We start from the raw sequence: 23,943 nt of genomic DNA, 5'->3' as shown, positions 1-23,943 counted from the left end.
TAAAGGTCAAAATATGAGTGTTGAAGTATTTAGTCTTCCGGTTTTCGTGGCAAATGAAATTCGGCATTTAACCAGCCAAGGACATGCGCAAGTTCTGACAAGCAAATCAGGACTCCAGCAACCCCAATAGCAATGGTCAACCATTTCCACAGTTGGCGATGGGTCTGGCTAAAACGCTGCGCTGGAATGCAGAAAAAAATCAGCCCACCAGCCAAATAAAGCAGATATGGAAAAGGTGTGAAATGCATAAACATGCTGACTAAGGCCACGCCGACCATCCCGCTAAAACCGTAATAGATTCCAAACCCGGTGATCAGAATGAAATAAGTTGTGATTAGGCCGAACAGACAGCCCAATAGAAATTGTTTTACGCGCAGCATCATGAGTCTTTTTTATTTGGATTCATACTCATAAAACATTATTTTATCCGTTCAATCAAGCTGATGGATCAGCGTTCAGGCAGCACAGCTTTAGACAGGTTCTGTGGAACAAGATTGGAAGGAACAAATTCGACCTTTCGTGTCCATGGATTCACTTTGGGCTGTGCCTTCTTCTCCGGCTGCGCCAAAGCCATTTCTTCTTTTTTTTCACTCACGGCAACCGTACTTACTGCCTTGTCAGCAAAAGGGTTGTTGATGCTGTCTTTTTTTTCTGCGGCTGGCAGCGCCTGCTGAAGTGGAGCTTCTTTTTTCTCAAGTGCTGTGGTGTTCACGACTGTACTGGCTGGACGGGCATAAGCAGCGACCATAGCCCCTTGCTTTACGATGGTCTGGGTGGTCGGTGCGGGTAACTGAGGTGCGGGAGTTGCCAACGTAGTACTTGATGTCCCTTGCAGATTCAGCGGATCTACCGGAATTTCAATGGCTTTCATTTCAGCGGTAACCGCCATTGCAGGATCAATATGATCGTTGCCACGACTTTCCAGCACTTCAAGTTTACGGCTAGTGCCCTCTTTCGGCTGGAATTCAGAATAATTGGTCACACTGGTCTGATCGACCCATTTATACAGTCGTCGTGCATGGGTCTGGGTCGCACAAACACCCACCAGCAAGGTGACTACAACCATTTTTGTAGAAAACGACAACTTCATCAAATTCCCCGAGAGAAGAGGTAAATACTTCTATTTATTTCAAATAATTGGCATAAAAAATAATAGGTTAATCCCGGTGCTGTCTCAAGCGAAATAACAGACCCTGCAACTCACCGCCGATTAGTTCCCAATTCAGTCACATTGCAGCAATTTCTGGCTTCGGTAGCGTTTTTTTCTTGTGCATGGATATAAACTCATGTAGAATTCGGTCTCCTTTTGTTTGGACAGATTCCACCGTCCAAACCAACTATAATAGGTAGTGGTTTAAATGAAAACTCTCAGCGCTAAGCCAGCTGAAGTTCAACACGATTGGTATGTTGTTGATGCTTCTGGCAAAACTTTAGGTCGCCTTGCGACTGAAATCGCTCGTCGTTTACGCGGTAAGCACAAAACTTCTTATACTCCTCACGTTGACACTGGCGATTACATCGTTGTGATCAATGCTGAACAAGTTCAAGTGACTGGTAACAAATCACTTGATAAGAAATACTATCGCCATACTGGTTTCCCTGGTGGTATCCGTGAGACTAACTTCGAGAAGTTAATTGCTCACAAACCTGAAGCTGTTTTAGAAAAAGCGGTTAAAGGTATGTTACCAAAAGGTCCTCTTGGTTATGCAATGATCAAAAAAATGAAAGTGTACGCTGGTAGCGAGCATCCTCATACTGCTCAACAGCCACAAGTTTTGGACATCTAAGGGATACAGCACATGGCTACTAATTATGGTACAGGTCGCCGTAAGACCGCAACTGCACGTGTTTTCTTGTCAGCTGGTACAGGCAAACTCGTAATCAACAATCGTACTTTAGAGCAATATTTCGGTCGTGAAACTGCTCGTATGGTTGTACGTCAGCCTTTAGAACTTTTAGAAGTTACTGAAAAATTTGACCTTTACATCACTGTTAAAGGTGGTGGTATTGGTGGTCAAGCTGGCGCTATCCGTCACGGTATTACTCGTGCATTGATCGCTGCTGACGAAAACTTAAAACCTGCTCTTCGTCAAGCTGGTTTCGTTACTCGTGATGCTCGTGAAGTTGAACGTAAGAAACTTGGTTTACGTAAAGCACGTAAACGTCCTCAATTCTCTAAACGTTAATCGTTTTACGAATTGGACAAAAAAACCTCGGATTTTCCGAGGTTTTTTATTGCCTATGATTTATTACTTCTTTTTAGAACAATCCATGACGGCATCGCCCATGCCATCGGTAGCAGCAAATTCGGTAACGGTACAGCCATTTTGCTGATAACTTCGGGTAGGTTTCGAAAATTGATGATCTTTCGGAATCGGTGCATTACAAGGTTGCCCAGTTTTTTCATGTACCATCTGGATCGGTCCAGCATTAAAAATGGTCACCTGACAGCCTTTGACCACATACTGCTTTTTAATGCCACCATATTGTTGCCCACTATCATCATCAGCCCCAGCAGCAATCACGGCATCAGCTGCCGCCTCACTCTCTACCGAAGAACTATTGCTCTGCCCCACTCCCTTAGGCGAACCCGCACAACCACCTAGTAACAACACACCACACAATACAATCAGGTAATCTCGTTTCATTCTATTTTCTCTCATTGAACTTATTGAATAATAAATCTATTCTGTAAGGCTCATATTATTAATGTTTAAGTGCTTTCCAACGTTAATTTTAGTATTCTAAACAGTCAATCAGAATTTTTTGGATTTATGTCTTTAGAAAATCCCCCAAGCCCTGTGCAAGGCATCACGCTTTATAGTCATGCAGATGATTTCCGCTCACACTGGATTCGTTTTTTACTGGCTGAAAAACAAATCAAATATCAGCTCATTATTACTGACCATGAAGATGAGGATTTGGCAGACCTCAATCCCTACAATCAGCTGCCGATGTTGATTGAACAAAACCTAAAGCTATTTTCAGCCAACGTGATTGCTGAATATCTAGATGACCGTTATCGCCAGAATAAACTCTATGCCGATGCACCGATGGCCAGAGCAGAACAGCGACAATATATCTGGCGCTTTGAACAGGACTGGTTCAAACTGGCAGATCATATGCTCAGACATGCCGATAGCCTGAACCTGAAACAAAAACAAAAGGCGCAAAAAGAACTCAGGGATACCTTGATCTCACTGACACCCCTGTTTCAGCATTTTCCATTTTTCATGTCAGAAACCTTCTCCATTCTGGACTGCATGCTAGCCCCGATCTTCTTGCGTCTTAAAAGTATGGGAATCGAATTACCGGCACAGCATTGCCGACCGATTTTCTTGTATTGTCATCGTATCTTTAGCCGCCCATCTTTCATTAAATCAATGACAGCTCAAGAAAAAAACAGCTACAATGAATTGATTTCTACGATTTAATAAGTTTTTCAATTATGTCTGAGCAAATAACTTTTACGCCTACACGCCCATACCTTGCTCGTGCCATTTATGAATGGATTTGCGATAACCAGCTGACGCCTTATTTGTTAGTGGATGCAACCCAACCGCACACAGATGTTCCGCTACAATTTGTAAAAGATGGGCAAATTGTTTTGAACCTCGCACCGCATGCAGTGCATCAGCTGCATATGAGTAATGATGCGATCACTTTCTCCGCCCGTTTTGGCGGTGTTGCCAAAGAAATTTATGTGCCTATCCGTGCCGTACTTGGAATTTATGCCAGAGAAAATGGACAAGGCCTATTCTTTGATCCTTCTGAATATGAAGATATGGAAGAAACTGCTGCACCAGAAACAGAACAAACCAAGCAAGAAGCAGAACCTACGAAAAAGAAACCTTCACTCAGAATTTTAGATTAAGCAAGGAGAGACACAATGGCATTTGACTTGGTTCAGTATTTTGCTGAACAGATTAAAATTCAAAAACCGCAGCTTTTTAGCCAATATTCTCCAAAAGAAAAACAGTCTTATATTGATGAAGTCAATATTTTAACTCTTGGACAATTAATCAGCCTATGGAAACAGAATCCCCAGAAACTTTATCAGGAAGTTCAAACCGCTGATCCGCTTTATATCCAAGAGATTGCTCGTCACCTGACCACCTCCCCGCATAATCAGTCTGAGCTTAAAGCGGCTGAACTCGAAAATAGTGTTTCAGAAGTATTGGCCTTACAACTGGCGGAGTTAAAGCAGCTTGACCAGACCGGCAGCTTCGGACAAACCGGACTGACCGAACTGTTAATGGGTCAAATTGAACATCTATCCGGCCAAGCGGAAGACTGGGTCTGGTCAACCAACCATTTGACAGAGTTACTGGGCTCTAAACCAGTTGTTCAAGAAGAGGTTTCTCTTGAAGCCACCATGCAGGAGTTTAACCAGATGGTAAATCAGGCCAAACCTGCGGCTCATGAGCCGCATGAAGCTGCTGATATTGTCCCGCCAGTGGTACCTGGCTGGGCCTATCTTGTTTCTCCTTTGGTAGCATTGGTCATTCTTATATTTTTGTATTGTTCATATTGCCAGTTAATCTCTGGCTGATTTGAGATAAGCCGATAAAGAAAGAATTAAATTCTTTCTTTATCATCATTTTAGTAGAAAATTAATCATTATTAAAATAACAATTCAAACTTTCTAATTAATAAATTTACATTTATTTACAATCCCAATTACATATTTATCTCAATTATTAATGTGAATAAAATCACACTAACAATTAATTATTCATCTTAATTAATATTTTTATTTGTTAATCTGACAAAAAATGTCAATTATTAGCACTCCTTAAATTTCAATTAATCTAAAGCATGATTGATTTAATAAAAGAGTTTCCTATAATAAATTTATCTACTTTTGAAAACTAATCAAAAACAAAAGTAGTGTATATATAAATTCATAAACAAAGATGTATCAGTAGAGATAAAATCATGGCTAAAATTTCATTAGAAAGCTTAACAAATATTGATGGGTTCGTTGCAGCAGCATTAGTAGATACAGAAAGCGGTTTGGCGCTAGCAACACAAGGTGGGGGTTCACTGGATTTAGAATTGGCAGCTGCTGGTAATACCGAAGTTATCCGCGCCAAACGCCGCGTAGCCAACTCATTGAAACTTAACGATGATATTGAAGATATCCTGATCACCTTAGGTAAGGCATATCACTTGATCCGTCCATTAGAAAGCAATGGCAATTTGTTCCTTTATCTTGTTTTAGACCGTACCAAATCAAATCTTGCCATGGCGCGTCACGAACTTAAAACCTTCGAAAAAGAGTTAGATTTTGCTTAATTCTTAATTTAAAAATATTTAATATATTAGGTTTCTTGTATATATTTCTATTTTATTTATCCATTATCATAAAATAGAAATAATACAAGTTGCCTATTATTAGCCTTTAGTATAATGGCTATTTTTTGCAGTCCAATATTTTAAAAACATTAAAGTGATACTATGAATGGACATTGCATTAATATCGCAATTTCAGGTATAAGTTTAAAAGTTTCAGATGAATTAAAAATAGAACTTAGAAAAACCATACCACACGAGTTTGGCATAAACTGGATCAATATTGCCGATCCCAATATCGACTTACTATTAATCAATGAAAATTTCTTCGAGTCCGAAGGCATTCAACGCATTTTAAAACAAAAACAATTACCCTGCTTAAAAGTGGCGAAAGGAGAAGGCTCACATCATATCGAACAACACAATACCCTGTATTTACCGTTTCAGCATAGCGAGGCATTAAAAAACTGGATTCAGTTTCGTCTACTGAGCTATCTCTCTCATCAACAATCCCAGCAACCCAAGACCGAACGCGTTTCCAGCCACAATGCCATTAATGAAAAATATTTGACGGATATGCTCAATCCCGAGAATGCCAGACTGCATCTTTTTGATGGTCACGGCACCTTGGCCATCATCGATACACGGAGTCAAATTGCCTGGCTGGAGCCGACACGCATTCATACCAAAACCAATCACAGCTTTAAATACGAATTTGCAACCACCTCCAATTTCACTAAAGTTTCCCGTAAAGTGGAATATAACTTACAGGACTGGGTCTGGAATCTGTTTTGGCACTCGATCGAATTCCAACGCCTGGCACCCAATGAAAATGAATATTATAAAATCGAATACTGGCCGCAGCCTGCTCAAAGCGAAGGTCGTAAAACCGCCCTCCTACTTTCAGCCTGCTTTATACAAGGCGCGCAACTTTATCAGGTCGCCACACAGCTAAAACTTCCCATTCAAACGGTTCAACAGTTTATTGCGGCCTGCATGATTTCGAACAATGGCGGCATTATTCCTGCTTCAGAAAGTCATTACCTAAAAACAGAAGCTGAGGAACAAACAATTGAACAAAAAGGTTTTTTAAATAAATTTTTCGGCAAAATCAGACGCCGCTTTGGGCTTTAAGGAATACTATGATTCTCCAACAATATAAAATTGTCTTTGCAGGAAGCATGGGCGCAGGAAAAACCGAAGCGATTAAATCGCTTTCAGAAATTCCTGTGCTTGCGACTGAGGCATTAAACACAGACAGTCAGGCCCATAACAAGATGCAGACCACGGTAGGGATTGATTATGGTGAAATTACGCTGGATGACGGGGTAAAGATCGGCTTGTACGGGACACCAGGTCAATCACGTTTTGATTTTATCTGGCCAGTGATCTGCCAAGGTGCCTTGGGCGTTATTTTACTGGTCGACCATAACAGCAAAGTGCCGATTGAAGAACTTGAAGCCTATCTGGAAACTTTTAAAGATTATACCCAGAATATTTCAATTGGCATTACCCATGTCGATGAAAACAAAGAACAGCCAACCAAGATCTATCGGGACTGGCTGATTCAGAATGACTACCACTATCCTCTGTTTTTTATCGATGCGCGTAAACAAGAGCATATCTTGCTCATGATTGAATCTCTTATTGCAGCATTAGAAGTCAATTTAAAAGCAACAAATTAATTACTTTATAAAAGAGAAGAATTATGTTCAGTATTCCCAGTCAGCAACGTACCGCACCCAAAGAGCTGATCCAGTTTGCCAAGGCTCAAGCCAATGATATTCTGATGAATATTCGAGGGGTGGATTATATTATGCTCTGCTCAACAGACGGGTTTGAACTCGCGGCAATTTATAAGAAAAACCCGTATAACAGTACCAAGCTGGCTGCTGTCAGTAGTTCAATTCTGGCCATGGTCACGGCTTTTCTGAATGAAATCCAGTTAACCGGATGTCAAAGTATTACGCTAGATGCTGAAAATGGTAAGGCGATCCTGACCTCTATCCCGGCTCAGCATCATCCGATGGTTATGGTGACCTTAAGTAACAAGGACGTATTATTAGGCCAGCTTCTTTATAGCCTAAAGCAGGCCAGTACGGCGATTTCCGAAGCAGATCAAGCCTAAACACCTCATAAAATAACTAATCTGACAGGGTGTCATCCTTGTCAGATTTTTTTCATTTTATCCCTCATAGAATTTGCATCCACCTGTTTATTTTCGTTTATGAACACTTGTATATTTTTACGATCTTAGAAAGATTTTGTACCCCGTTTAGTTCTCTCTAAAATATTCATAACTATAAATAAGATAGAGTTTTCAAAACATCAGATGAATGGTCATTAATTTAAATGATTTAGCAATATTTTTTCATTATTATAATTTTCGAACAAATAACGATCATAGATTTTTCATAAATGAATAATTTTAATAACACATCTCGTTTTTGTTCCAACATAATGAACACGATGGAGAGAAAAATGAAGCTGAAAAGCTTAAAACTCGGCGCAGGGGTTGCGTTATTGATTAGTGGTTTTTCGAGTCAGCAGGCGATGGCTGATTCCTATGTTTTTGTGACCAATACCACACCGCAAACGGTATCGGTACAAGTCAATCAGACGGGAGCAGCCTTACAGCAAGGCAATGAATGGGCACAGGAAGCCACACAAATCGCCCCTTATGAAACCAAACGTATTTTAAGGATCAACCGTTATACCGGGATCAAATCCGGTAAAACCTATAACTTTGATACTGTCGTCAGCAGTGGCAACTCACAAGTGACTTTAAAGCAGACCATGACTGGCACCTGGTCTGGCAGCAACATACAGCATGGCATCCAAACCGCGACAACAACATCACCGTGGTATTCAGATCGTAATGTTCATCGGATTAATACCACTTATGCAGGTTTATCCGCTCAGGCTGCGGTAAAAGCCGAATATACCGGCGGTTATGATGACTTCCACTACACCATCCATCAAAACACCGTTCCAGAACCGGTTTCAGCCAGTGCCGATGAACTTAAAGTCCTGACTTATAATATTTATGCCCTGCCTATGGTGGCGAGTAAAATTAGCGAACGTCTGGCTGAATTGCCCAATCATTTAAACGGCTACGATGTGATTATGATGCAGGAAGCCTTTGCCTCATCACGCACAGACATGTTGAATCAACTGGCACAACAATATCCGTATCAAACCCATATTCCTGTCGGTTCGGGCTATAACCTGTTTGACAGTGGTCTGGTGATTATCAGCCGCTATCCGATCGTGAAAACAGCACAATTGATTTATCCGGACTGTACTGGCACCGACTGCTTTGCCGATAAAGGCGTACTCTATGCTGAAATCATTAAGAATGGTAAGGCCTATCATGTGACATCAACCCATACTGCATCTTTTGATACCGATGCCGCACGCGCATTACGCCAGACCCAGTTCAAACAGATTCGCCAATTGGTCAATCAACAAAATATTCCAAGTTTTGATGCCGTGCTGATGGGCGGAGATTTCAATGTGAATAAACTGTTATGGCCGCAAGATTATCAAGACATGCTGACCAACCTGAATGCAACCGCAGCACCAAGTACAGGTTATACCGCTTCGACCTTTGATCCACGTGTGAATAAGCTGGCAGGAGCGGCAGGTTCTGGCGGTTCAAATGTGGAATATCTGGACTATATTGTGGCGTCCAATAACCATCGTCAGCCAACACAGTCACGTAATGATGTGCGTATTCTGCGCAGCACGGCTGACTCTCTGTTCATGACCTGGGATCTCTCTGATCATTTCCCGGTGATGGGTCAATTTAATTACACGCCATAAACGGAATGCGGTATGAATAAAAGACTATTGCTGACAATAATTATTGTTGTCGTGGTCTTGGTTGCGATTGTAGTCTGGAAGAGCACCGCCTCTTCCGCTGCAGTCCAGCACACCAAATCCACCACAGCATCTCAGGATTCATCAACACAGATGAGTGATGACAGCATGCCAAATAAAAGCAAGGACGAAATTTTTCAGGACTCACTTTTAAAACAACTCAAAACATTGCAACAACAACCCGGCAATATCACTGAATTTCTGAATGATTTTAAAGCCAGTTGTCCTGTCTCTGACTGTAATGCAGCGCTCGCAAAAGCTTTGGCCAATTATCCAGATCAAAACTTTGCACATTTGGTTGAGAGCTTATTAAAGCGCATGCCGCAATATGAACAGCAGATGCAAAATACAGTCTTATCAACATCTTTATCCCCAAAAGAACGCTTTGATGCATTGTGGAAACTCAGGGAACAGACCTTAGGCCAAGCCGAAGCCATGCTTGGCTTTGGGCAAGAACGACAGTATGCAGATTATCATTTTGCCTATCATGATCTGGCCCAGAAACAGAATCTGAGTGCTGAACAACGTTTAAAAGCTTTTGAACAGTTGCAACAGCAATATCCTGCTGCAACTCAGCAGGAAAGCAAGATCGGACAATATCAACAGGCCTTGAATCTGCTTGAGCAAGGCTCACACAACCCGGCGGAAACTGCACGTTTAAAGCAGCAATTACAGCAGCAATATTTGACCGAGCAGCAACGCCAACAGGTTCAGCAAAGAGAACAGCAGGAGGCTCAACAACAGCAGCAAGTCAATCAATATCAGCAGGCCTTGCAGCAGTTACAACAAGAAATGCAACCGCTGAAAGCACAGCTTTCAGAAGCCGAATGGCAACAGCAGTATCAAAGCCGTTTAGAGAATTTACGCTTGAAAATGTTTCCTTAAATCGCTTGAACCCCGGCGCTGGCTAGTCGCAAGGGTTCAATCAACCGGTAAAATCAAAGCAAAGCAATATTTAGTAGTTGCTGACGTTTTTTCACCTGTTGGCCGACCTGACCAATCAACTCCTCGACCACCCCATCGACATCCGATTTGATCTGTTGCTGAATTTTCATGGCTTCAAGTACCAATAAGGTTTGTCCTTTCACCACCTGATCACCCACATTAACCAGCAGATTCACAATCGCCCCATCCATTGGTGCACGGATTTTGCCATCACCCACCACTTCTGCTGCTTCAGGTGCGGCATAGGTGATATTTTCAAGCATGACATTACCATTGCCTGCGTCCAGATATAGTTGATCTTGATCAAACACATAGGCCAGCTTACGGCGAACACCGTCACAGCTATAAATAATTTCCTCCCTATTGATCCTTACAATCTGGAGGATTGCCTGTTGATCACATAACTCGACTTTGAGCTGCTGCTGATCATGTTGTACATGTAACAAGAGCTGCTGATCGGCATATTTCAGTTTCAATGGAAATGGCATAGCAACACCCGTTTGCCAAGCCACTTGCTGCTGATTTTGCTGGCTAAACAGTGCTGCTGCCACAGCAAGTATTTCAAGCGTCAGGCTTTGTTGATGGAGGCTGCTATCATCCTGAAAATGTTGCTGGATAAAAGCAGTATTGGTGTCTCCAGCCACAATAATCGGATGACGTAATAAATTGCTCAGGAATTGTTTATTACTATTCACCCCCAGCAATACACAATCATCCACAGCACGGGCGAGTAACCGGATAGCATCCTGACGGGTCTTCCCGTAAGCAATCACTTTTGCCACCATCGGATCATAAAAGGGACTGATTTCACCCTGCTCTAACATGCCGTGGTCAATCCGCACATTCGGCATCATCCCATCGCTACCTGCAGGTTGCCAACGAAGCACTTTCCCGGTTTGTGGCAAGAAATCCTGTCGTGGATCTTCGGCATATAAACGAACTTCGATCGCATGCCCGTTTAAGCTCAACTCATGTTGCTGTAAAGGCAGAGTTTCGCCATTCGCCACACGCAACTGCCATTCCACCAGATCCAGTCCGGTAATCATTTCCGTCACCGGATGCTCAACTTGCAGACGCGTGTTCATTTCCAGAAAATAAAACGTACCGGACGAGTCCAGCAAGAACTCTACAGTACCAGCGCCGACATAATCACAGGCCTTGGCTGCGGCCACTGCCGCCTCCCCCATTTGCTGACGAAGCTCAGGTGTCATCACCGGACAAGGGGCCTCTTCCACCACCTTTTGATGACGGCGTTGAATCGAACAGTCCCGTTCAAACAAGTACACATAATTGCCATGCATATCACCAAAGATCTGTATTTCGACGTGCCTTGGTGCAATCACCGCTTTCTCTAAGATCAGTTCACCTGAACCAAAGGCATTTTCTGCCTCCGACCGCGCTGTTTTTAAGGCTTCCACGATATCAGCAGCCTGCTGGACCAGACGCATGCCTCGTCCACCCCCACCTGCCGAAGCCTTGACCATCAAAGGATAACCAATCGACTCAGCCTGCTCAGCCAGATAATCGATATCCTGCTGATCGCCTTCATAGCCCGGTACACACGGCACGCCAGCCTGAATCATGGCTATTTTCGAAAGACGCTTGCTGCCCATCAGCTCGATCGCAGCCGCAGTTGGCCCAATAAAAGTGATGCCATGCTCGAGACAGGCTTGGGCAAAATCAGTATTTTCAGACAAAAACCCATAGCCCGGATGTACCGCATCTGCCCCAGTTTTTTGGCAGGCGGCAATAATCTGGGCAATAGATAAATAAGATTCGGAAACTTTGGATGCGCCGATATAAACCGCTTCATCCGCCACCTGCACATGACGGGCATTGGCATCGGCATCTGAATAGACTGCAACCGTTTGATACCCCATTGCTTTGGCAGTTTGCATCACCCGTACAGCAATTTCACCACGGTTTGCCACTAAGACTTTTGAAAAACTCATTGTTTCATCTCTACGATTCAATCCCCTCATTGCTGCTGTTCAAACAGCAGTTGAGGACGATTTCTAGTCAAACCAACTCGGATTACGCTTTTGGATAAAAGCCATGGTGCCTTCCTGTCCTTCGGCACCCGCAACTGCATCTGCAAACTGTTGTGCTGCATCATCCAGAAGCTGATCTAAAGGTTCATTCAGGGTTCGGTGTAATAACGCCTTGGTCGCACGGGAAGCCAGAGGTGCAGCACGTTTAATCTGTTGAATGGTCTGTTCAAGCTGCTGTTCCAGTTCCGTTTCATTCGATGCCACCTGATGAACAACACCTAAATCCAGCGCGGTCTTTCCATCAAAGCGTAAACCTAATAATGCCAAACGGCGGGCTTGAGTTAGTCCAATCCGTTTCACCACAAAAGGCGCAATCTGCGCGGGCAAAATCCCCAAGCCTGTTTCAGGCAAACCAAACTGGGCAGTATCACGGCTGATGGCAATATCTGACACACAGGCTAAGCCGAAGCCGCCACCCAGCACGGCACCTTCCAGCACAGCAACAACAATTTGAGCAGCCTGATCTACTTGCTCAATCATGGCACCGAAACGGCGATTAAAATCGACATAAGCTTGTAAGCTACCGCTGTTGGCAACTTCAACCCGCAGCCCTGCCATATCCTTGATATCGCCTCCGGCACAGAAATGCCCGCCTTGACCGCGAAAAATAACCGCACGAATCGAGACATCATCGGCAATCTGGCTAAACACCTGCTGAATGGCGGTGACCATCTTCAAACTCATGGCATTACGGCTTTCAGGACGATTCAGCCATACGGTTAAAATACTGCCTTGCTGTTCCAGCTGAATGCTGTCATCTATCTCTAAGCCTGCAATAGAAGTTGAAAGTGTCATACGTCAGCCCCTAGTTTTTCTGTTTCTTCGGCAGAATGTCAGTGAGCTTGCAGATAATTCCTAACATGATCTCGTCTGCACCGCCGCCAATCGAACCTAAGCGCCCATCACGGAACAATTGTGATGCTGGGTTATCCCACATAAAGCCATTCCCGCCCCAATATTGCAGGCAACTATCCGCCACCTCACGGCTTAATCGTCCCGCTTTCAGCTTCGCCATTGACGCCATCAAAGTCACATCCTCACCCGCAACATGTTGTTCACAGGCTTGCAGCGTTAAAGCTTTTAGTGCTGCAACTTCGGTCATCAATTCAGCAAAACGGAAATGAACATACTGGTTATGAATTAAAGGCTGACCAAACGTGGTTCTTTCTCTGGTGTAATCAATAGTTTGCTGAATGACTTTTTCCATCCCACCCACTGCATTGATACAGGCCCACATGCGCTCTTCCTGAAACTGCATCATTTGCATCATGAAGCCCATGCCCTCCACCCCAACCAGGTTACGTTGTGGTACACGTACATTGTCGAAATATACTTGTGCCGTGGTAGTTGAGCGCATACCCAGTTTATTTAAGGGTTCTGAAAAACTAATTCCGGGAGTCTTGGCTGGGACAATGATCATGGATTTATTGACATGTGGCTTGTCGTCAGAGGTATTGGCAAGTAAACAGAAGAAATCAGCTTGTAATGAGTTGGTGATCCACATCTTGCTGCCGTTAATGACATAATCATCGCCATCTTTTTTGGCTGTGGTTTTGATCGCTGCCACGTCAGAACCCGCATGCACTTCGGATACCGCAATCGACGCCACATATTCACCGCGAATGGCAGGATTCAAAAACTCGTCGCGCAGCTCTTTGCTGCCAAAACGTGCCAGTGCAGGTGTTGCCATATCGGTTTGTACACCAATCGCTAGGGGCACGCCACCACACGCAGCACGACCTAATTCTTCTGCCACCACAAGGTTGTACGAATAGTCGAGTCCTAAACCACCATTTTCCTCTGGCTTGCAAATTCCCAATAAGCCCAGATCCCCCATTTTCTTAAAGACATCATGAATCGGAAAACGCCCCGCTTCTTCCCATTCCGGAATAAACGGATTCAGCTCATTTTCAACAAACTGGCGTGTGGTACGGCGTAAAGCTTCATGTTCTGCGGTAAATTTCATTGTTTTTGTTCCTTAAAATTGTTTCTCCCTCTCCCTAACCCTCTCCCCAGATGGGAGAGGGAATCCCTTCTCCCTCAGGGAGAAGGCTAGGATGAGGGTGTTAAAAACTAAAATCTCGACACACCAAATCGTGTTGGATTTAACTCACGTTGTTGTGCTTCAAAAATGGTTTGTAATAAAAAGATCAGGACCTTACGAGTATCTCTTGGATCAATGATGCCATCGTCATGCAGCATGGCCGTATTGAATAACGCCGTCGACTGCTGTTCCAGTTTCATTGCTGTACTTTGCTCCAGAAAATCCAGCATCTGCGGATTCGGTTCCATTCCTGAAGCTTTCTGTTTGCCCTCAGCCACAATCCGTAAGACTTTACCTGCTTGCGCTGCACCCATCACCGCCACATGTGAGTTTGGCCATGCAAAGATAAATTGCGGTGATAAACTACGGCCACACATGGCATAGTTACCCGCGCCATAAGAGCCTGCTACCACAATCGAAATCTTGGGTACTGTTGCATTGGCCACCGCCTGAATCAGCTTGGAACCATGTTTAATAATGCCGTTCTGCTCGGCATCGGTTCCGACCATAAAACCGGTGGTGTTATGCAGGAATAAAAGTGGGCGTTGGGTCTGTTCACACAAATGAATAAACTGAGCTGCTTTAGCCGCCCCTTGCGGTGTAATCGGACCATTATTGGTAATAATGCCGATATGTAGTCCGCCCACTTTGGCCCAACCACAAACAGTTAAGGCATCATATTCCTGCTTGAATTCCAGAAAATCTGAATCATCGATAATCCGTGCAATGATTTCTTTCATATCAAAGGGTTGCTTTGGATCTTGCGGAATAATGCCTAACAGCTCTTCAGCAGCATAACGCGGTTCTTTATAATTCTGAGTGGATTGCGCGGTCTGTTCTTTCCAGTTGAGGTGCTCGAAAATCTCACGCGCCAAACGAATACCGTCTGCATCGTTTTCAGCCAGATATTCAGCGACACCCGACACTTGGGTATGCATTTCTGCCCCACCCAGTTCCTCCGCAGTCGCCACTTCCCCTGTTGCCGCCAATAACAATGGCGGGCCAGCCAACAACATTTCAGTTTGCTTGCGTACTGCAATCACATAATCAGACAAGCCCGGTTGATAAGCACCACCCGCAGTTGCGTTGCCATGCACCACCGCTACTTGTGGAATCCCTGCTGCAGATAAACGTGCCTGATTGGCAAAGGTCATACCGCCGTAGGTGAATACTTCCGCGGCATAATTCAGGTTTGCACCACCACTTTCGGTCAATGTCACCATCGGCAATTTTTGTTCCAGGGCAATCTTTTGCAAGCGCAGGGTTTTATGCACGCCCATGGGTGACATGGTACCGCCTTTGATCGCGCTATTACTGGCAGACACCAGCGCACGGACCCCACTGACAAAACCGATTCCGGCAATTACGCCACCGCCTGCTTCGGAACCATCTTTATCATCATGCATGTTGTAGCCAACCAAGCCACATAACTCGACAAAAGGTGAATCCGCATCTAACAGTAAACGAATCCGTTCGTGCGGCAAGATTTTACCTTTCTTATCAAACTTAGGTTTTGCCGCATAAGACTTATCAATACTTTTTTGCTGTACGGCACGAACTTCAGCTAACTGGTTTAATAACGCCTCCCGATTTTGCTGGTACTGTTCACTACCCACTACAATTTCAGATTGGAGAATCGTCATGCTTATTCTCCATCTGTTTTGAATATGTCAGGAATAAACGCACGATGGAAACCGTTAAAGGCGTCATTATTGGTCGCATCAGCTAATGGATACATGCGTGTGCCTTGTGATGCTGCTCCATCAATACGCAGGGTGATGCCTGATACAAAAGCCGCTGCATCAGAAAGTAGATAACAAATCGCTGAGGAGATTTCTGATTCTGTGCCCATCCGTTTTAACGGAACATTACTCGCTAAACTTGGAATGATCACTTTGGCAAAATCGCCACTATAGTTATCCATACCCGAAGAAATAATCCAGCCCGGTGCAACTGCATTAACCCGTACCCCAGATTTGCCCCATTCCACTGAAGCCGTTTTAGTGAGGTTATCCACCCCTGAACGTGCTGCACCTGAATGCCCCATGCCCGGCATACCACCCCACATATCTGCAGTCATATTTACGATGCTGCCGCCATGCTGTGCCATCCACTGGTTATAGGCTTCACGCATCAGATAAAAGGTGGAATGCAGGTTATTACGGACCACGGCATCAAAACCATTGGCAGAAATATTCTCTAATGCAGAAGGAAATTGTCCGCCTGCGTTATTGACCAATCCATCCAGCTTGCCAAATTTTTCAATAACTTCGGCAATCATGTTTTTAACCTGTTCTTCATCTCGGTTATCACAGACGATGAAATGCACTTTGCCGCCATCTTCCAGAATTTCCTGGCTGACTTTTTCCAGCTTTTCAATTTTTCGACCGGTAATGATGACCTGTGCACCTAAGGATGCCAATTCATGTGAAGTACAACGGCCAATACCAGAACCACCACCTGTGACGATAATGACTTTATTAGCAAATGCATCTGCCCTGAAAATTGATTGATAACCCATGTTTACATCCTTAATATTTTTCTAACAGTTGTGCTGGTACTTTCACCGGCATATCCAATAATTGCTGTGCAAACGCCTTACCTTGTGGATCAATCCGCAAACTGGCGATTCCCCCGCCCCCCAATGCATTTTCCAGCATAAAATTCAGCGCATGCATCTCAGGTAATTCATAACGAATCACTTTTGATTTTTCAGGATCTAAAACATGCTGCATATATGCGGCAACATTGTCCTCGGTCAGAGCTGCACGAATCCACGGTAAATATTCAGCCTTGCGCGCGATCACACCAATATTGCTGTGATTGCCCTTATCGCCACTACGTGCATGTGCCAACTCAACCAAAGGGACTTCAATCTCATCACCTTGATAACTTGCCACTTCACCAACGGGATGTAGCTCGACCTCTGCTACCTTTTGCCCAACAGGAACCTGAACCGGATAACGCGGCCCCGCAAAGTCGACTTCAACTTTTAATTGATCTTTATCAATCAGGAATGAAAATAATTTCACCACTGCTGAGGCTTTCGGACGGCCGCCGACAATTCCTGCCAATGCAGGTGCCATCCCTGTTGAAGCTTGGGCAATTTCCGAGGCAAAGAACATACAGGCTTCTTTAAACAGATGTTTGACCGCGATCTTCACCACCACTTCACGGCTATTCTGGATTCGGGCATGCGCACCATAGGTGCTTTCAATACCGAGAATCTCAACCGACTTTTCACTAAAAGGAGGAACTGAACGTAGTGCCAAAACGCGTTCACATTTATTCAGAATGGCATCAGCAATCACTTGGGCTTTTTGTGGGGCTTCACGACCCGCAATCAAGAAACTGACCAAGACACGATAACCATCGGCATAGGTGGCACTGACTTTATATTGCTGGGTTGGTGCCCGACCTGTTGCGCCAGTCACCTTGACCCGATGTTCGCCCACCTGTTCTAAATGGACTTGACTAAAATCAGCAGTCACATCAGGTAAAAGATAGGCTTGCGGATTGCCTATTTCGTAAACGATCTGCTCTGCTACAGTCGCAGTTGAAACCAGACCACCCGTCCCTTTCGGCTTGGTCACGATAAATGAAGCATCAGCGCTGACCTCCACGATCGGAAAGCCCATGTTGTCAAAGCCCTCAACCAGACGCCAGTCAGTAAAGTTTCCACCTGTACACTGTGCACCGCATTCAATCACATGCCCAGCCAGTGAACCTTGCGCCAGCTTGTCATAATCATCCAGTGACCATTTATATTCGTGTAACAAAGGCGCCAGTACGACTGCTGAATCCACCACCCGGCCCGTGATCACAATATCCGCACCCAAGTCCAAGGCATCGCGAATCGCAACAGCACCGAGATAGGCGTTGCTACTGGCAACCTGTGCAGGTAACGCATCGCCATTAAACATTTCCTGAATATTTTGTTTTGATAACTCTGCATGCTTTGGCAATACATCATCACCGAGCACCACTGCAACTTTTAAATCCAAGCCTTTTTCATCAATGATTTTCTGTAAAGCATCACGACAAGCCAGAGGATTCACCCCGCCTGCATTGCTGATCACCTTTATTTTTTTCTCGGCAATTTTATGGATCAGTGGTGACATCACCCGACTGACAAAATCCAGCGCATATCCATGACTTGGGTCCATCATCATCGCCTTGGCCATAATCGACATGGTAATTTCAGACAGATAGTCAAAGACCAGATAATCAATATCACTTAGATGGACCAGTTGAAATGCAGCAGTGTTGGTATCGCCCCAAAAGCCCGATGCACACCCAATTTTAACTAGCCTCTGGTCATCCTGTTTGACAGTTGTCATGCGCTTTCTCATTGTTATTGCTAAAAACGCCTTAACATTACCAAGCAAGTGCTTGGTTTGTAAAGTACATAATGCTATGCTGTATTGGCAAAAAATGACAAACTCAAGCAACTGCTTGTTATAAAAAGATAAGACAAAGCATCGAATAAATTTTGTTACAATACACTTTAGCTTGAACAGGATAGACGGATAGGCATGATCGCAACTTCAATTGAGCAAATACCCAAGATTGTTTGCTTTGACGATAGTCCACGTGGGCGTTTATTACAGGGCGCAGCCTATCTGTTTTATAAGCAAGGTTATGACAAAACCACAGTTCGTCAACTTGGTGAATTTATTGGTATTCAATCAGGTAGCCTGTTCCATCATTTTAAAAGCAAGGATGAAATTCTGGCGACGGTGATGGAACAAACCATTATCTATAACTTTGCCCGTTTAAAAGAAGCCGCTGAACGCTCAACCGATCCTGAACAACAATTACGTCATTTGATCAAAGCTGAACTACTTTCCATTGCTGGCGATACCGGGGCGGCTATGGCAGTACTGGTACATGAATGGTTTGCCCTTTCCAAAGAGAAACAAGACTATCTTTTGAAGATGCGTAATGAATATGAGCAAGTGTGGCTAGATGTGATTGAAAAATTACGCGCTCAAGGTAAGGTGAAACATGATGCTTTTATCTGGCGTCGTTTGCTGGGTGGCTCGATTTCCTGGACCGTAACCTGGTACAGACCTGAAGGTAAAGTCAAAATTGATGAGTTGACTGAAATGGTTTGGGAAATGGCGGTGAAATGAGTGCCATCTATCTGCGTAAGCCCCTACTCAGTGATTTAGCCGAAATCAAACAGGCTTACCAGAGTAGTATTCAACTGCATCGGCCGTGGACCTATCCACCTGCTAATTTTGAACACTACCTCGCGCAAGAACACCGTTATTTTGTCTGCTTGAAAGAGAATCATGCCATTGTCGGCACTTTTAACATCTCCAATATCGTTCGAGGTCACTTTCATTCTGCTTACTTGGGTTATGAAGCCTTTTACCCTTATGCAGGACAAGGCTATATGCGACAAGGGATACAACTGGTTTTACAAGAAGCATTTCAAACACTGAATTTACATCGACTAGAAGCTAATATCCAACCCGATAATCTGCCCTCTATTCGCCTTGTAGCACATGCGGGTTTTGTCAAAGAAGGCTTCTCCCGCCAATATCTGCGAGTCGGTGGAAAAGAATGGAAAGACCATGAACGTTGGGCAATTTTAAATTCAGATTGGATAGATCAGAAGTATCAAGCCTTTTAATTATTGAAATATCGGCCCCCTAACGATAAAAATAAACTGATGCCAATTCTTTAGGCGAAATATATGCAACGTATCATCACGATTCTTCTTTCCAGTCTAATACTGGGTTGTAGCGATGATAGAGTGACAACCAAGTTTACAGATTTGCAGCATGCGAAAGCTGAACATGCATTTGAACGCGGTTGGTTACCTCCAATTTTACCACCCAGTACAAAAAATATTATTGAAATAAATGATCTAGACCTGAATAGAGGCCATGGCTCTTTTAAGTTTTCCCCCACAGATCTGAATTATTTTAGCGCCCAAGGTGCCATCCCAATTAAAATGAATAATGCAGCTCAAGGTAAAAAGAAAGAAATGCAGGATCAGGGATTTCAGTTTTTAGTCTATGCTCAGGGTTCGTCGATTTGGTATATCGCAGTTCATCCAGAGGGAAAAGGAGCTTATTGGGTTGAATCCATACAATAAGCTCCTAGAGATCAGTTTAATACCCCAATTGCTTACTGATTAAATCCTTCATAATTTCTTCTGCACCACCGCCAATCATATTGACCTTTACTTCACGATAGATTCGTTCAGACTTGGTACCACGCATAAAGCCCATGCCTCCGAGTATCTGCACCGCCGCATCGGCACAAAATTGCATGGTTTGAGTGGCAACATTCTTCAACATACAAATCTGGGCAATCAGTTCACTGCCTTGCAATTCAGGCTTACCTAAACGATAAGCGGTATCCTCGAGTAAAGCACGGGTTGCGGTCAATCGAGTCGCCATGTCCACCAGCTTATGACGCATGACCTGATGATCAACTAAACGCTTACCAAAGGTTTGGCGTTGCTGTGCCCAATCCAACGCCTCTTCATAGCAAGTCAGTGCAAAGCCATAACTGCTGGCAGCAAGGAAAAAACGCTCCATATTGAAGTTGTTCATAATCACCAGAAAGCCCATATTTTCCGTGCCTAATAAATGACTGGCTGGCACTTTGACATTGTCAAAATGCAAATGCGCGGTATCGGATGCCCACCATCCCATTTTATCCAGTTTGGTTTTAGTGATTCCCTCACTATGCGCATCAATCAGCAGCATGGATATACCGTTTGCCCCTTTCGCATTTGGATCGGTACGAACTGCCACCGAGTAATAATCTGCTCGCATCCCCGAAGTGATAAAGGTCTTTTCACCACTCACCAGAAAATAATCACCGTCACGTACAGCTCTGGTTTTGAGTGAAGCGACATCTGAACCACCGCCTGGCTCAGTAATTGCCAGGGCCGAGATTTTTTCACCCGATAAAATCTGAGGCAGCACTTGAGCTTTCACCGCTTCATTTGCAAAGTGCTGAATCGGAGGCGCACCAATGGTATGCGACAGCAAAGAAGCACTAAGACCGCCCGACGCACATTTTGCCAGCTCAATCGAAGCTAGCAGCGTATAAAATGCATCTGTCCCTGCAATCCCGCCATATTGCTCTTCAAACCCTAATCCCAATAAACCAATATCTGCGGCCTTCTTATACAGCTCTCGCGGAAAAGTTTCATTCTCATCCCATTCATTCACAAAAGGCGAAATTTCCTTTTCCACAAAGCGTCGAATACTCTTGGCAAATTCCAGATGCTGCTCGTTGTAGTACAAAGGATTAAGGTGCATATTCTGCTTCCTAGCAATTATTGATCATTGTTTATTGAATGAGCACTAAATTAGCAAAACCGGAAAAACCAAGCAAGCGCTTGGCAAAATTAAAAGTTAAAAAATAGATCAAAACCTGCGATAAAGCATAAAACTATATTTTTAATCGGCCACGAAATCCACGCGTCGCATAATAAGATTGAGCGCCATTATGATAAGTAAAAACCCGACCATAACGACTATCACAGAAAATTGTGCCACCTAAAGCTCTTACATCCTCGGGCGTTTTGACCCAACTCGAGGTTTTTAGATCAAAATGTTCTATTGCCTGTAACTGCCTATATTGCTCTTCTGTGAGTAATTCAACTCCCATGGCTTCAGCAACATCAACCGCATTATTTACCGGTTTATGTTCCTTACGTGCGTCTAAAGCGGCACGGTCATAACACAGGCTTCTACGCCCTTTTGGTGTTTCTACGGCACAATCATAAAAGATTATTTCTGGTGACTTTGCATCCAATACAAGGATGTCTGGCTCTCCACCCGTTTCTTCCATTTGATGGAGTGACCATAACTTTTCTGGCTGCTGCTGTAATTGATCTTCAATATCAGACCAATTCAGGTCTTTATGACGATGCATATTTTGTTCAAAGCGCTGCTTTAAGATGTTGAATAGCCTTGCAACCTGTTCAAGGTCTAACTTTTTATTCTTGGTCATTTATATACTCTAGATTTTGAGGTTATACCGAACGACCATCAAAGTGATTGATCTTGATACTTTCCAGTTCCAGATCATCAATACAACGCACATTGATCGCACATATGGTATTCCCTTGAGGATCTACACCCATTGCATAGGGATGAATACCACAAACCTTACAGAAATGATGCTCGATCACATGCTTATTGAATTGATAAGTTGCCTGAGTATCGTCTTCCACAGTAATCTCAACTTCACTCTGAGGTAAAAACCAGAGTAAAGAACCTTTTTTCTGGCAAATTGAACAGTTACAAGACAATGCTTCAGTGAGTTCACCCTGCGCAATGAAAGTTAATTTTCCACAATGACAACTTCCTTTATATTGCATCTTTTTTTCCTTTTTGATTTTTTATCTATTTTTACAGGATGCCGTGTATAAGTTCAAATCTGGTTCTGTTAATCAATGCTTATGTAAGCTTAACTCCAGAAATGTTGGCATTGTTGACACTTGGTTCCATGTTTATATGAGAATAACGGAAAACCCAGTAATAAAAAAACCAGATAAGCAGGCCGTTTTCCTTCCGTATAAGGCTTTATATCTGTGCTTCCACACTGAGGACAACGCTCACTTAAACCAAACTCTTGTTCTAATTCCTGGCTAAAGTCTTGCGCCAGTAATGCTTGTGCTTGTTCGAAATAACGGTCAGGAACCAATAACCGAACCCCACCCAATGCATTGGAATAAAGCCAGTCCATGTTAATGGTATGTTCATTTTCAATACGGGCAGGAATACCAGCAGCTTCAAGTTGCGTTTTGGCAATTTGGGCTTCATATGGAAAAGAATACGTTTCAGCGACCACCCATTTCATAGGAATATCTAAATAGCATAAATATAAATTCTAAGCTCAATTCATCTCGGTACACAATGCGTAAATTTGTTGTTATATATTTTGGCCATGAAACTTTTCCCATGCGATCGACTCCAAGTCGCCAGTCAGTTCATTGGATTGCTCATCCAATAGCTTATACATGATTTGATATTGACCAATTGTTGCACTACCATCAAGACCTAGCAAAACCGTATACAACGCATCAGTTAGAGCTTCTGAAACAATTTTTTTCGTTAAATGAATCTGTTCATGATTCATACCAGATCTTTCTAATAGACTGATTCGTGATATTTCAGAATCAACAGTAAAGTAACTCTGGATCAGATCATCTTTTAAAAGCTTAAATTCCTCTACGAATTCTTCTGAAGTCATAGCAAGGTGATTATTGATCATTTAAATTTCATCCTTTTATTATTTTGATTCAACCTATAAAAACAATAACATATTCCTCAAGAGATGCTATTCAATGTATTTTTCTTTAGCCAATAAAAAAAACACCCCCAACCGTCAGGTTGGGGGTGTTTCGTATTTAAAAGCTGGCGATGACTTACTCTCACATGGCAAGTGCCACACTACCATCAGCGCTAAGAGGTTTCACTTCTGAGTTCGGGAAGGGATCAGGTGGTTCACTCTTGCTATTGTCGCCAGCAAACTGTTTTGGTTTTGGGTGGTCTTACGTTTTTTGCCACTTAGTACCGAAAGAGTTATTAACGGATTAGTTAATTGAGTCGTATTGTAACTAGTTTCTACACTAAATCAAGTTATGTATTGAATTTATCTTGAATACAACAACTGTTTGGGTGTTGTATAGTCAAGCCTCACGAGCAATTAGTATTGGTCAGCTTCACACGTCACCGTGCTTCCACA

The 23,943-nt window shown here is 43.5% G+C and carries 28 protein-coding genes and 1 rRNA gene; 14 read left to right on the top strand and 15 right to left on the bottom strand.

The genetic code is table 11. From position 1 onward, the window contains the following. Window positions 1-29: 29 nt before the first annotated feature. Entirely contained in the window at window positions 30-383 is a 354-nt protein-coding gene (locus tag IEV39_RS12230; protein WP_005289272.1) for a hypothetical protein, read from the bottom strand. Between the two features lie 65 nt (window positions 384-448). Further along, entirely contained in the window at window positions 449-1,090 is a 642-nt protein-coding gene (locus IEV39_RS12225) for a hypothetical protein (RefSeq protein WP_005289275.1), read from the bottom strand. Window positions 1,091-1,358: 268 nt separating this feature from the next. Between IEV39_RS12225 and rplM the strand changes: the two genes are divergently transcribed. Continuing rightward, window positions 1,359-1,787, top strand: coding sequence for a 50S ribosomal protein L13 (rplM, locus tag IEV39_RS12220; RefSeq protein ID WP_005226762.1), 429 nt, complete (start codon window positions 1,359-1,361; stop codon window positions 1,785-1,787). A gap of 12 nt (window positions 1,788-1,799) precedes the next feature. Beyond that, entirely contained in the window at window positions 1,800-2,186 is a 387-nt protein-coding gene (rpsI, locus tag IEV39_RS12215; protein WP_004775642.1) for a 30S ribosomal protein S9, read from the top strand. Window positions 2,187-2,249: 63 nt separating this feature from the next. On the opposite strand, the gene IEV39_RS12210 is transcribed toward rpsI, so the two are convergent. Further along, window positions 2,250-2,648, bottom strand: coding sequence for a hypothetical protein (locus IEV39_RS12210; RefSeq protein ID WP_005289279.1), 399 nt, complete (start codon window positions 2,646-2,648; stop codon window positions 2,250-2,252). A 126-nt stretch (window positions 2,649-2,774) separates the two neighbouring features. Here IEV39_RS12210 and IEV39_RS12205 point away from each other — a divergent pair, with 126 nt between their 5' ends. The 9 genes from IEV39_RS12205 to IEV39_RS12165 all read left to right on the top strand — a co-directional run bounded on the left by IEV39_RS12205 (window position 2,775) and on the right by IEV39_RS12165 (window position 10,062). Then, window positions 2,775-3,434 carry a glutathione S-transferase N-terminal domain-containing protein gene (locus IEV39_RS12205; RefSeq protein ID WP_005289281.1) on the top strand — a complete coding sequence of 220 codons (660 nt, stop codon included), beginning with the start codon at window positions 2,775-2,777 and terminating at the stop codon, window positions 3,432-3,434. Window positions 3,435-3,448: 14 nt separating this feature from the next. Continuing rightward, window positions 3,449-3,874, top strand: coding sequence for a ClpXP protease specificity-enhancing factor (locus IEV39_RS12200; protein WP_005226757.1), 426 nt, complete (start codon window positions 3,449-3,451; stop codon window positions 3,872-3,874). A gap of 15 nt (window positions 3,875-3,889) precedes the next feature. Beyond that, entirely contained in the window at window positions 3,890-4,552 is a 663-nt protein-coding gene (locus IEV39_RS12195) for a hypothetical protein (RefSeq protein WP_005289285.1), read from the top strand. Between the two features lie 386 nt (window positions 4,553-4,938). Then, window positions 4,939-5,298: a roadblock/LC7 domain-containing protein gene (locus IEV39_RS12190; RefSeq protein WP_004775651.1), complete on the top strand. Its 360-nt coding sequence runs from the start codon at window positions 4,939-4,941 to the stop codon at window positions 5,296-5,298. Window positions 5,299-5,460: 162 nt separating this feature from the next. Then, on the top strand, window positions 5,461-6,429 hold the full coding sequence (locus IEV39_RS12185) for a hypothetical protein (RefSeq protein WP_005289288.1): 969 nt from the start codon (window positions 5,461-5,463) through the stop codon (window positions 6,427-6,429). 8 nt (window positions 6,430-6,437) lie between these two features. Then, on the top strand, window positions 6,438-6,980 hold the full coding sequence (locus IEV39_RS12180) for a GTP-binding protein (protein ID WP_005289290.1): 543 nt from the start codon (window positions 6,438-6,440) through the stop codon (window positions 6,978-6,980). Between the two features lie 23 nt (window positions 6,981-7,003). Continuing rightward, window positions 7,004-7,423, top strand: a complete 420-nt coding sequence (locus tag IEV39_RS12175; protein WP_004775657.1) for a roadblock/LC7 domain-containing protein — start codon at window positions 7,004-7,006, stop codon at window positions 7,421-7,423. 353 nt (window positions 7,424-7,776) lie between these two features. Further along, window positions 7,777-9,120: a sphingomyelin phosphodiesterase gene (locus IEV39_RS12170; protein ID WP_005289293.1), complete on the top strand. Its 1,344-nt coding sequence runs from the start codon at window positions 7,777-7,779 to the stop codon at window positions 9,118-9,120. Between the two features lie 12 nt (window positions 9,121-9,132). After that, the gene (locus IEV39_RS12165; protein WP_005289295.1) at window positions 9,133-10,062 is read left to right on the top strand and encodes a lipase secretion chaperone; all 930 of its coding nucleotides are present in this window, start codon (window positions 9,133-9,135) and stop codon (window positions 10,060-10,062) included. 53 nt (window positions 10,063-10,115) lie between these two features. Here the strand turns inward: IEV39_RS12165 and IEV39_RS12160 are convergent, their stop codons facing one another. The 6 genes from IEV39_RS12160 to IEV39_RS12135 form a co-directional block, all read right to left on the bottom strand. Beyond that, window positions 10,116-12,074, bottom strand: coding sequence for an acetyl-CoA carboxylase biotin carboxylase subunit (locus IEV39_RS12160; RefSeq protein ID WP_005289298.1), 1,959 nt, complete (start codon window positions 12,072-12,074; stop codon window positions 10,116-10,118). 63 nt (window positions 12,075-12,137) lie between these two features. Next, a complete protein-coding gene (locus tag IEV39_RS12155) occupies window positions 12,138-12,968 on the bottom strand; it encodes an enoyl-CoA hydratase/isomerase family protein (RefSeq protein ID WP_005289301.1) in 831 nt (276 codons plus the stop codon). A 10-nt stretch (window positions 12,969-12,978) separates the two neighbouring features. Beyond that, window positions 12,979-14,139 (bottom strand): acyl-CoA dehydrogenase family protein, encoded by a 1,161-nt coding sequence (locus tag IEV39_RS12150; protein ID WP_005289305.1) that lies wholly within the window; start codon window positions 14,137-14,139, stop codon window positions 12,979-12,981. Window positions 14,140-14,246: 107 nt separating this feature from the next. Further along, window positions 14,247-15,860: an acyl-CoA carboxylase subunit beta gene (locus IEV39_RS12145; protein WP_005289308.1), complete on the bottom strand. Its 1,614-nt coding sequence runs from the start codon at window positions 15,858-15,860 to the stop codon at window positions 14,247-14,249. A gap of 2 nt (window positions 15,861-15,862) precedes the next feature. After that, window positions 15,863-16,738, bottom strand: a complete 876-nt coding sequence (locus IEV39_RS12140) for an SDR family oxidoreductase (RefSeq protein ID WP_005289309.1) — start codon at window positions 16,736-16,738, stop codon at window positions 15,863-15,865. A gap of 10 nt (window positions 16,739-16,748) precedes the next feature. After that, complete coding sequence (locus tag IEV39_RS12135; RefSeq protein ID WP_005289312.1) at window positions 16,749-18,557, bottom strand: acyclic terpene utilization AtuA family protein; 1,809 nt, start codon at window positions 18,555-18,557, stop codon at window positions 16,749-16,751. A gap of 195 nt (window positions 18,558-18,752) precedes the next feature. Here IEV39_RS12135 and IEV39_RS12130 point away from each other — a divergent pair, with 195 nt between their 5' ends. From IEV39_RS12130 to IEV39_RS12120, 3 genes are all read left to right on the top strand, one after another. Next, window positions 18,753-19,352: a TetR/AcrR family transcriptional regulator gene (locus tag IEV39_RS12130; protein WP_004652564.1), complete on the top strand. Its 600-nt coding sequence runs from the start codon at window positions 18,753-18,755 to the stop codon at window positions 19,350-19,352. Beyond that, window positions 19,349-19,858: a GNAT family N-acetyltransferase gene (locus tag IEV39_RS12125; protein ID WP_005289315.1), complete on the top strand. Its 510-nt coding sequence runs from the start codon at window positions 19,349-19,351 to the stop codon at window positions 19,856-19,858. The genes IEV39_RS12130 and IEV39_RS12125 overlap by 4 nt, the downstream gene beginning before the upstream one ends. Before the next feature lie 63 nt (window positions 19,859-19,921). Next, entirely contained in the window at window positions 19,922-20,326 is a 405-nt protein-coding gene (locus IEV39_RS12120; RefSeq protein WP_005289317.1) for a YbbD-related protein, read from the top strand. Window positions 20,327-20,342: 16 nt separating this feature from the next. On the opposite strand, the gene IEV39_RS12115 is transcribed toward IEV39_RS12120, so the two are convergent. From IEV39_RS12115 to rrf, 6 genes are all read right to left on the bottom strand, one after another. Then, window positions 20,343-21,506: an acyl-CoA dehydrogenase family protein gene (locus IEV39_RS12115; protein WP_005289322.1), complete on the bottom strand. Its 1,164-nt coding sequence runs from the start codon at window positions 21,504-21,506 to the stop codon at window positions 20,343-20,345. A gap of 133 nt (window positions 21,507-21,639) precedes the next feature. Further along, window positions 21,640-22,203: a DUF4256 domain-containing protein gene (locus tag IEV39_RS12110; protein ID WP_005289325.1), complete on the bottom strand. Its 564-nt coding sequence runs from the start codon at window positions 22,201-22,203 to the stop codon at window positions 21,640-21,642. A gap of 22 nt (window positions 22,204-22,225) precedes the next feature. Beyond that, window positions 22,226-22,573, bottom strand: coding sequence for a GFA family protein (locus tag IEV39_RS12105; RefSeq protein WP_005289328.1), 348 nt, complete (start codon window positions 22,571-22,573; stop codon window positions 22,226-22,228). 89 nt (window positions 22,574-22,662) lie between these two features. Then, window positions 22,663-23,055, bottom strand: coding sequence for a putative signal transducing protein (locus IEV39_RS12100; protein ID WP_005226724.1), 393 nt, complete (start codon window positions 23,053-23,055; stop codon window positions 22,663-22,665). Window positions 23,056-23,127: 72 nt separating this feature from the next. After that, window positions 23,128-23,469 (bottom strand): hypothetical protein, encoded by a 342-nt coding sequence (locus IEV39_RS12095; protein ID WP_005289331.1) that lies wholly within the window; start codon window positions 23,467-23,469, stop codon window positions 23,128-23,130. A 141-nt stretch (window positions 23,470-23,610) separates the two neighbouring features. Beyond that, window positions 23,611-23,725, bottom strand: a 5S ribosomal RNA gene (gene rrf, locus IEV39_RS12090). Window positions 23,726-23,943 lie beyond the last annotated feature (218 nt).

The organism is Acinetobacter courvalinii, assembly GCF_014635545.1.
Lineage (GTDB): Bacteria > Pseudomonadota > Gammaproteobacteria > Pseudomonadales > Moraxellaceae > Acinetobacter > Acinetobacter courvalinii.
This window is presented reverse-complemented; position numbering and strand designations above follow the sequence as displayed.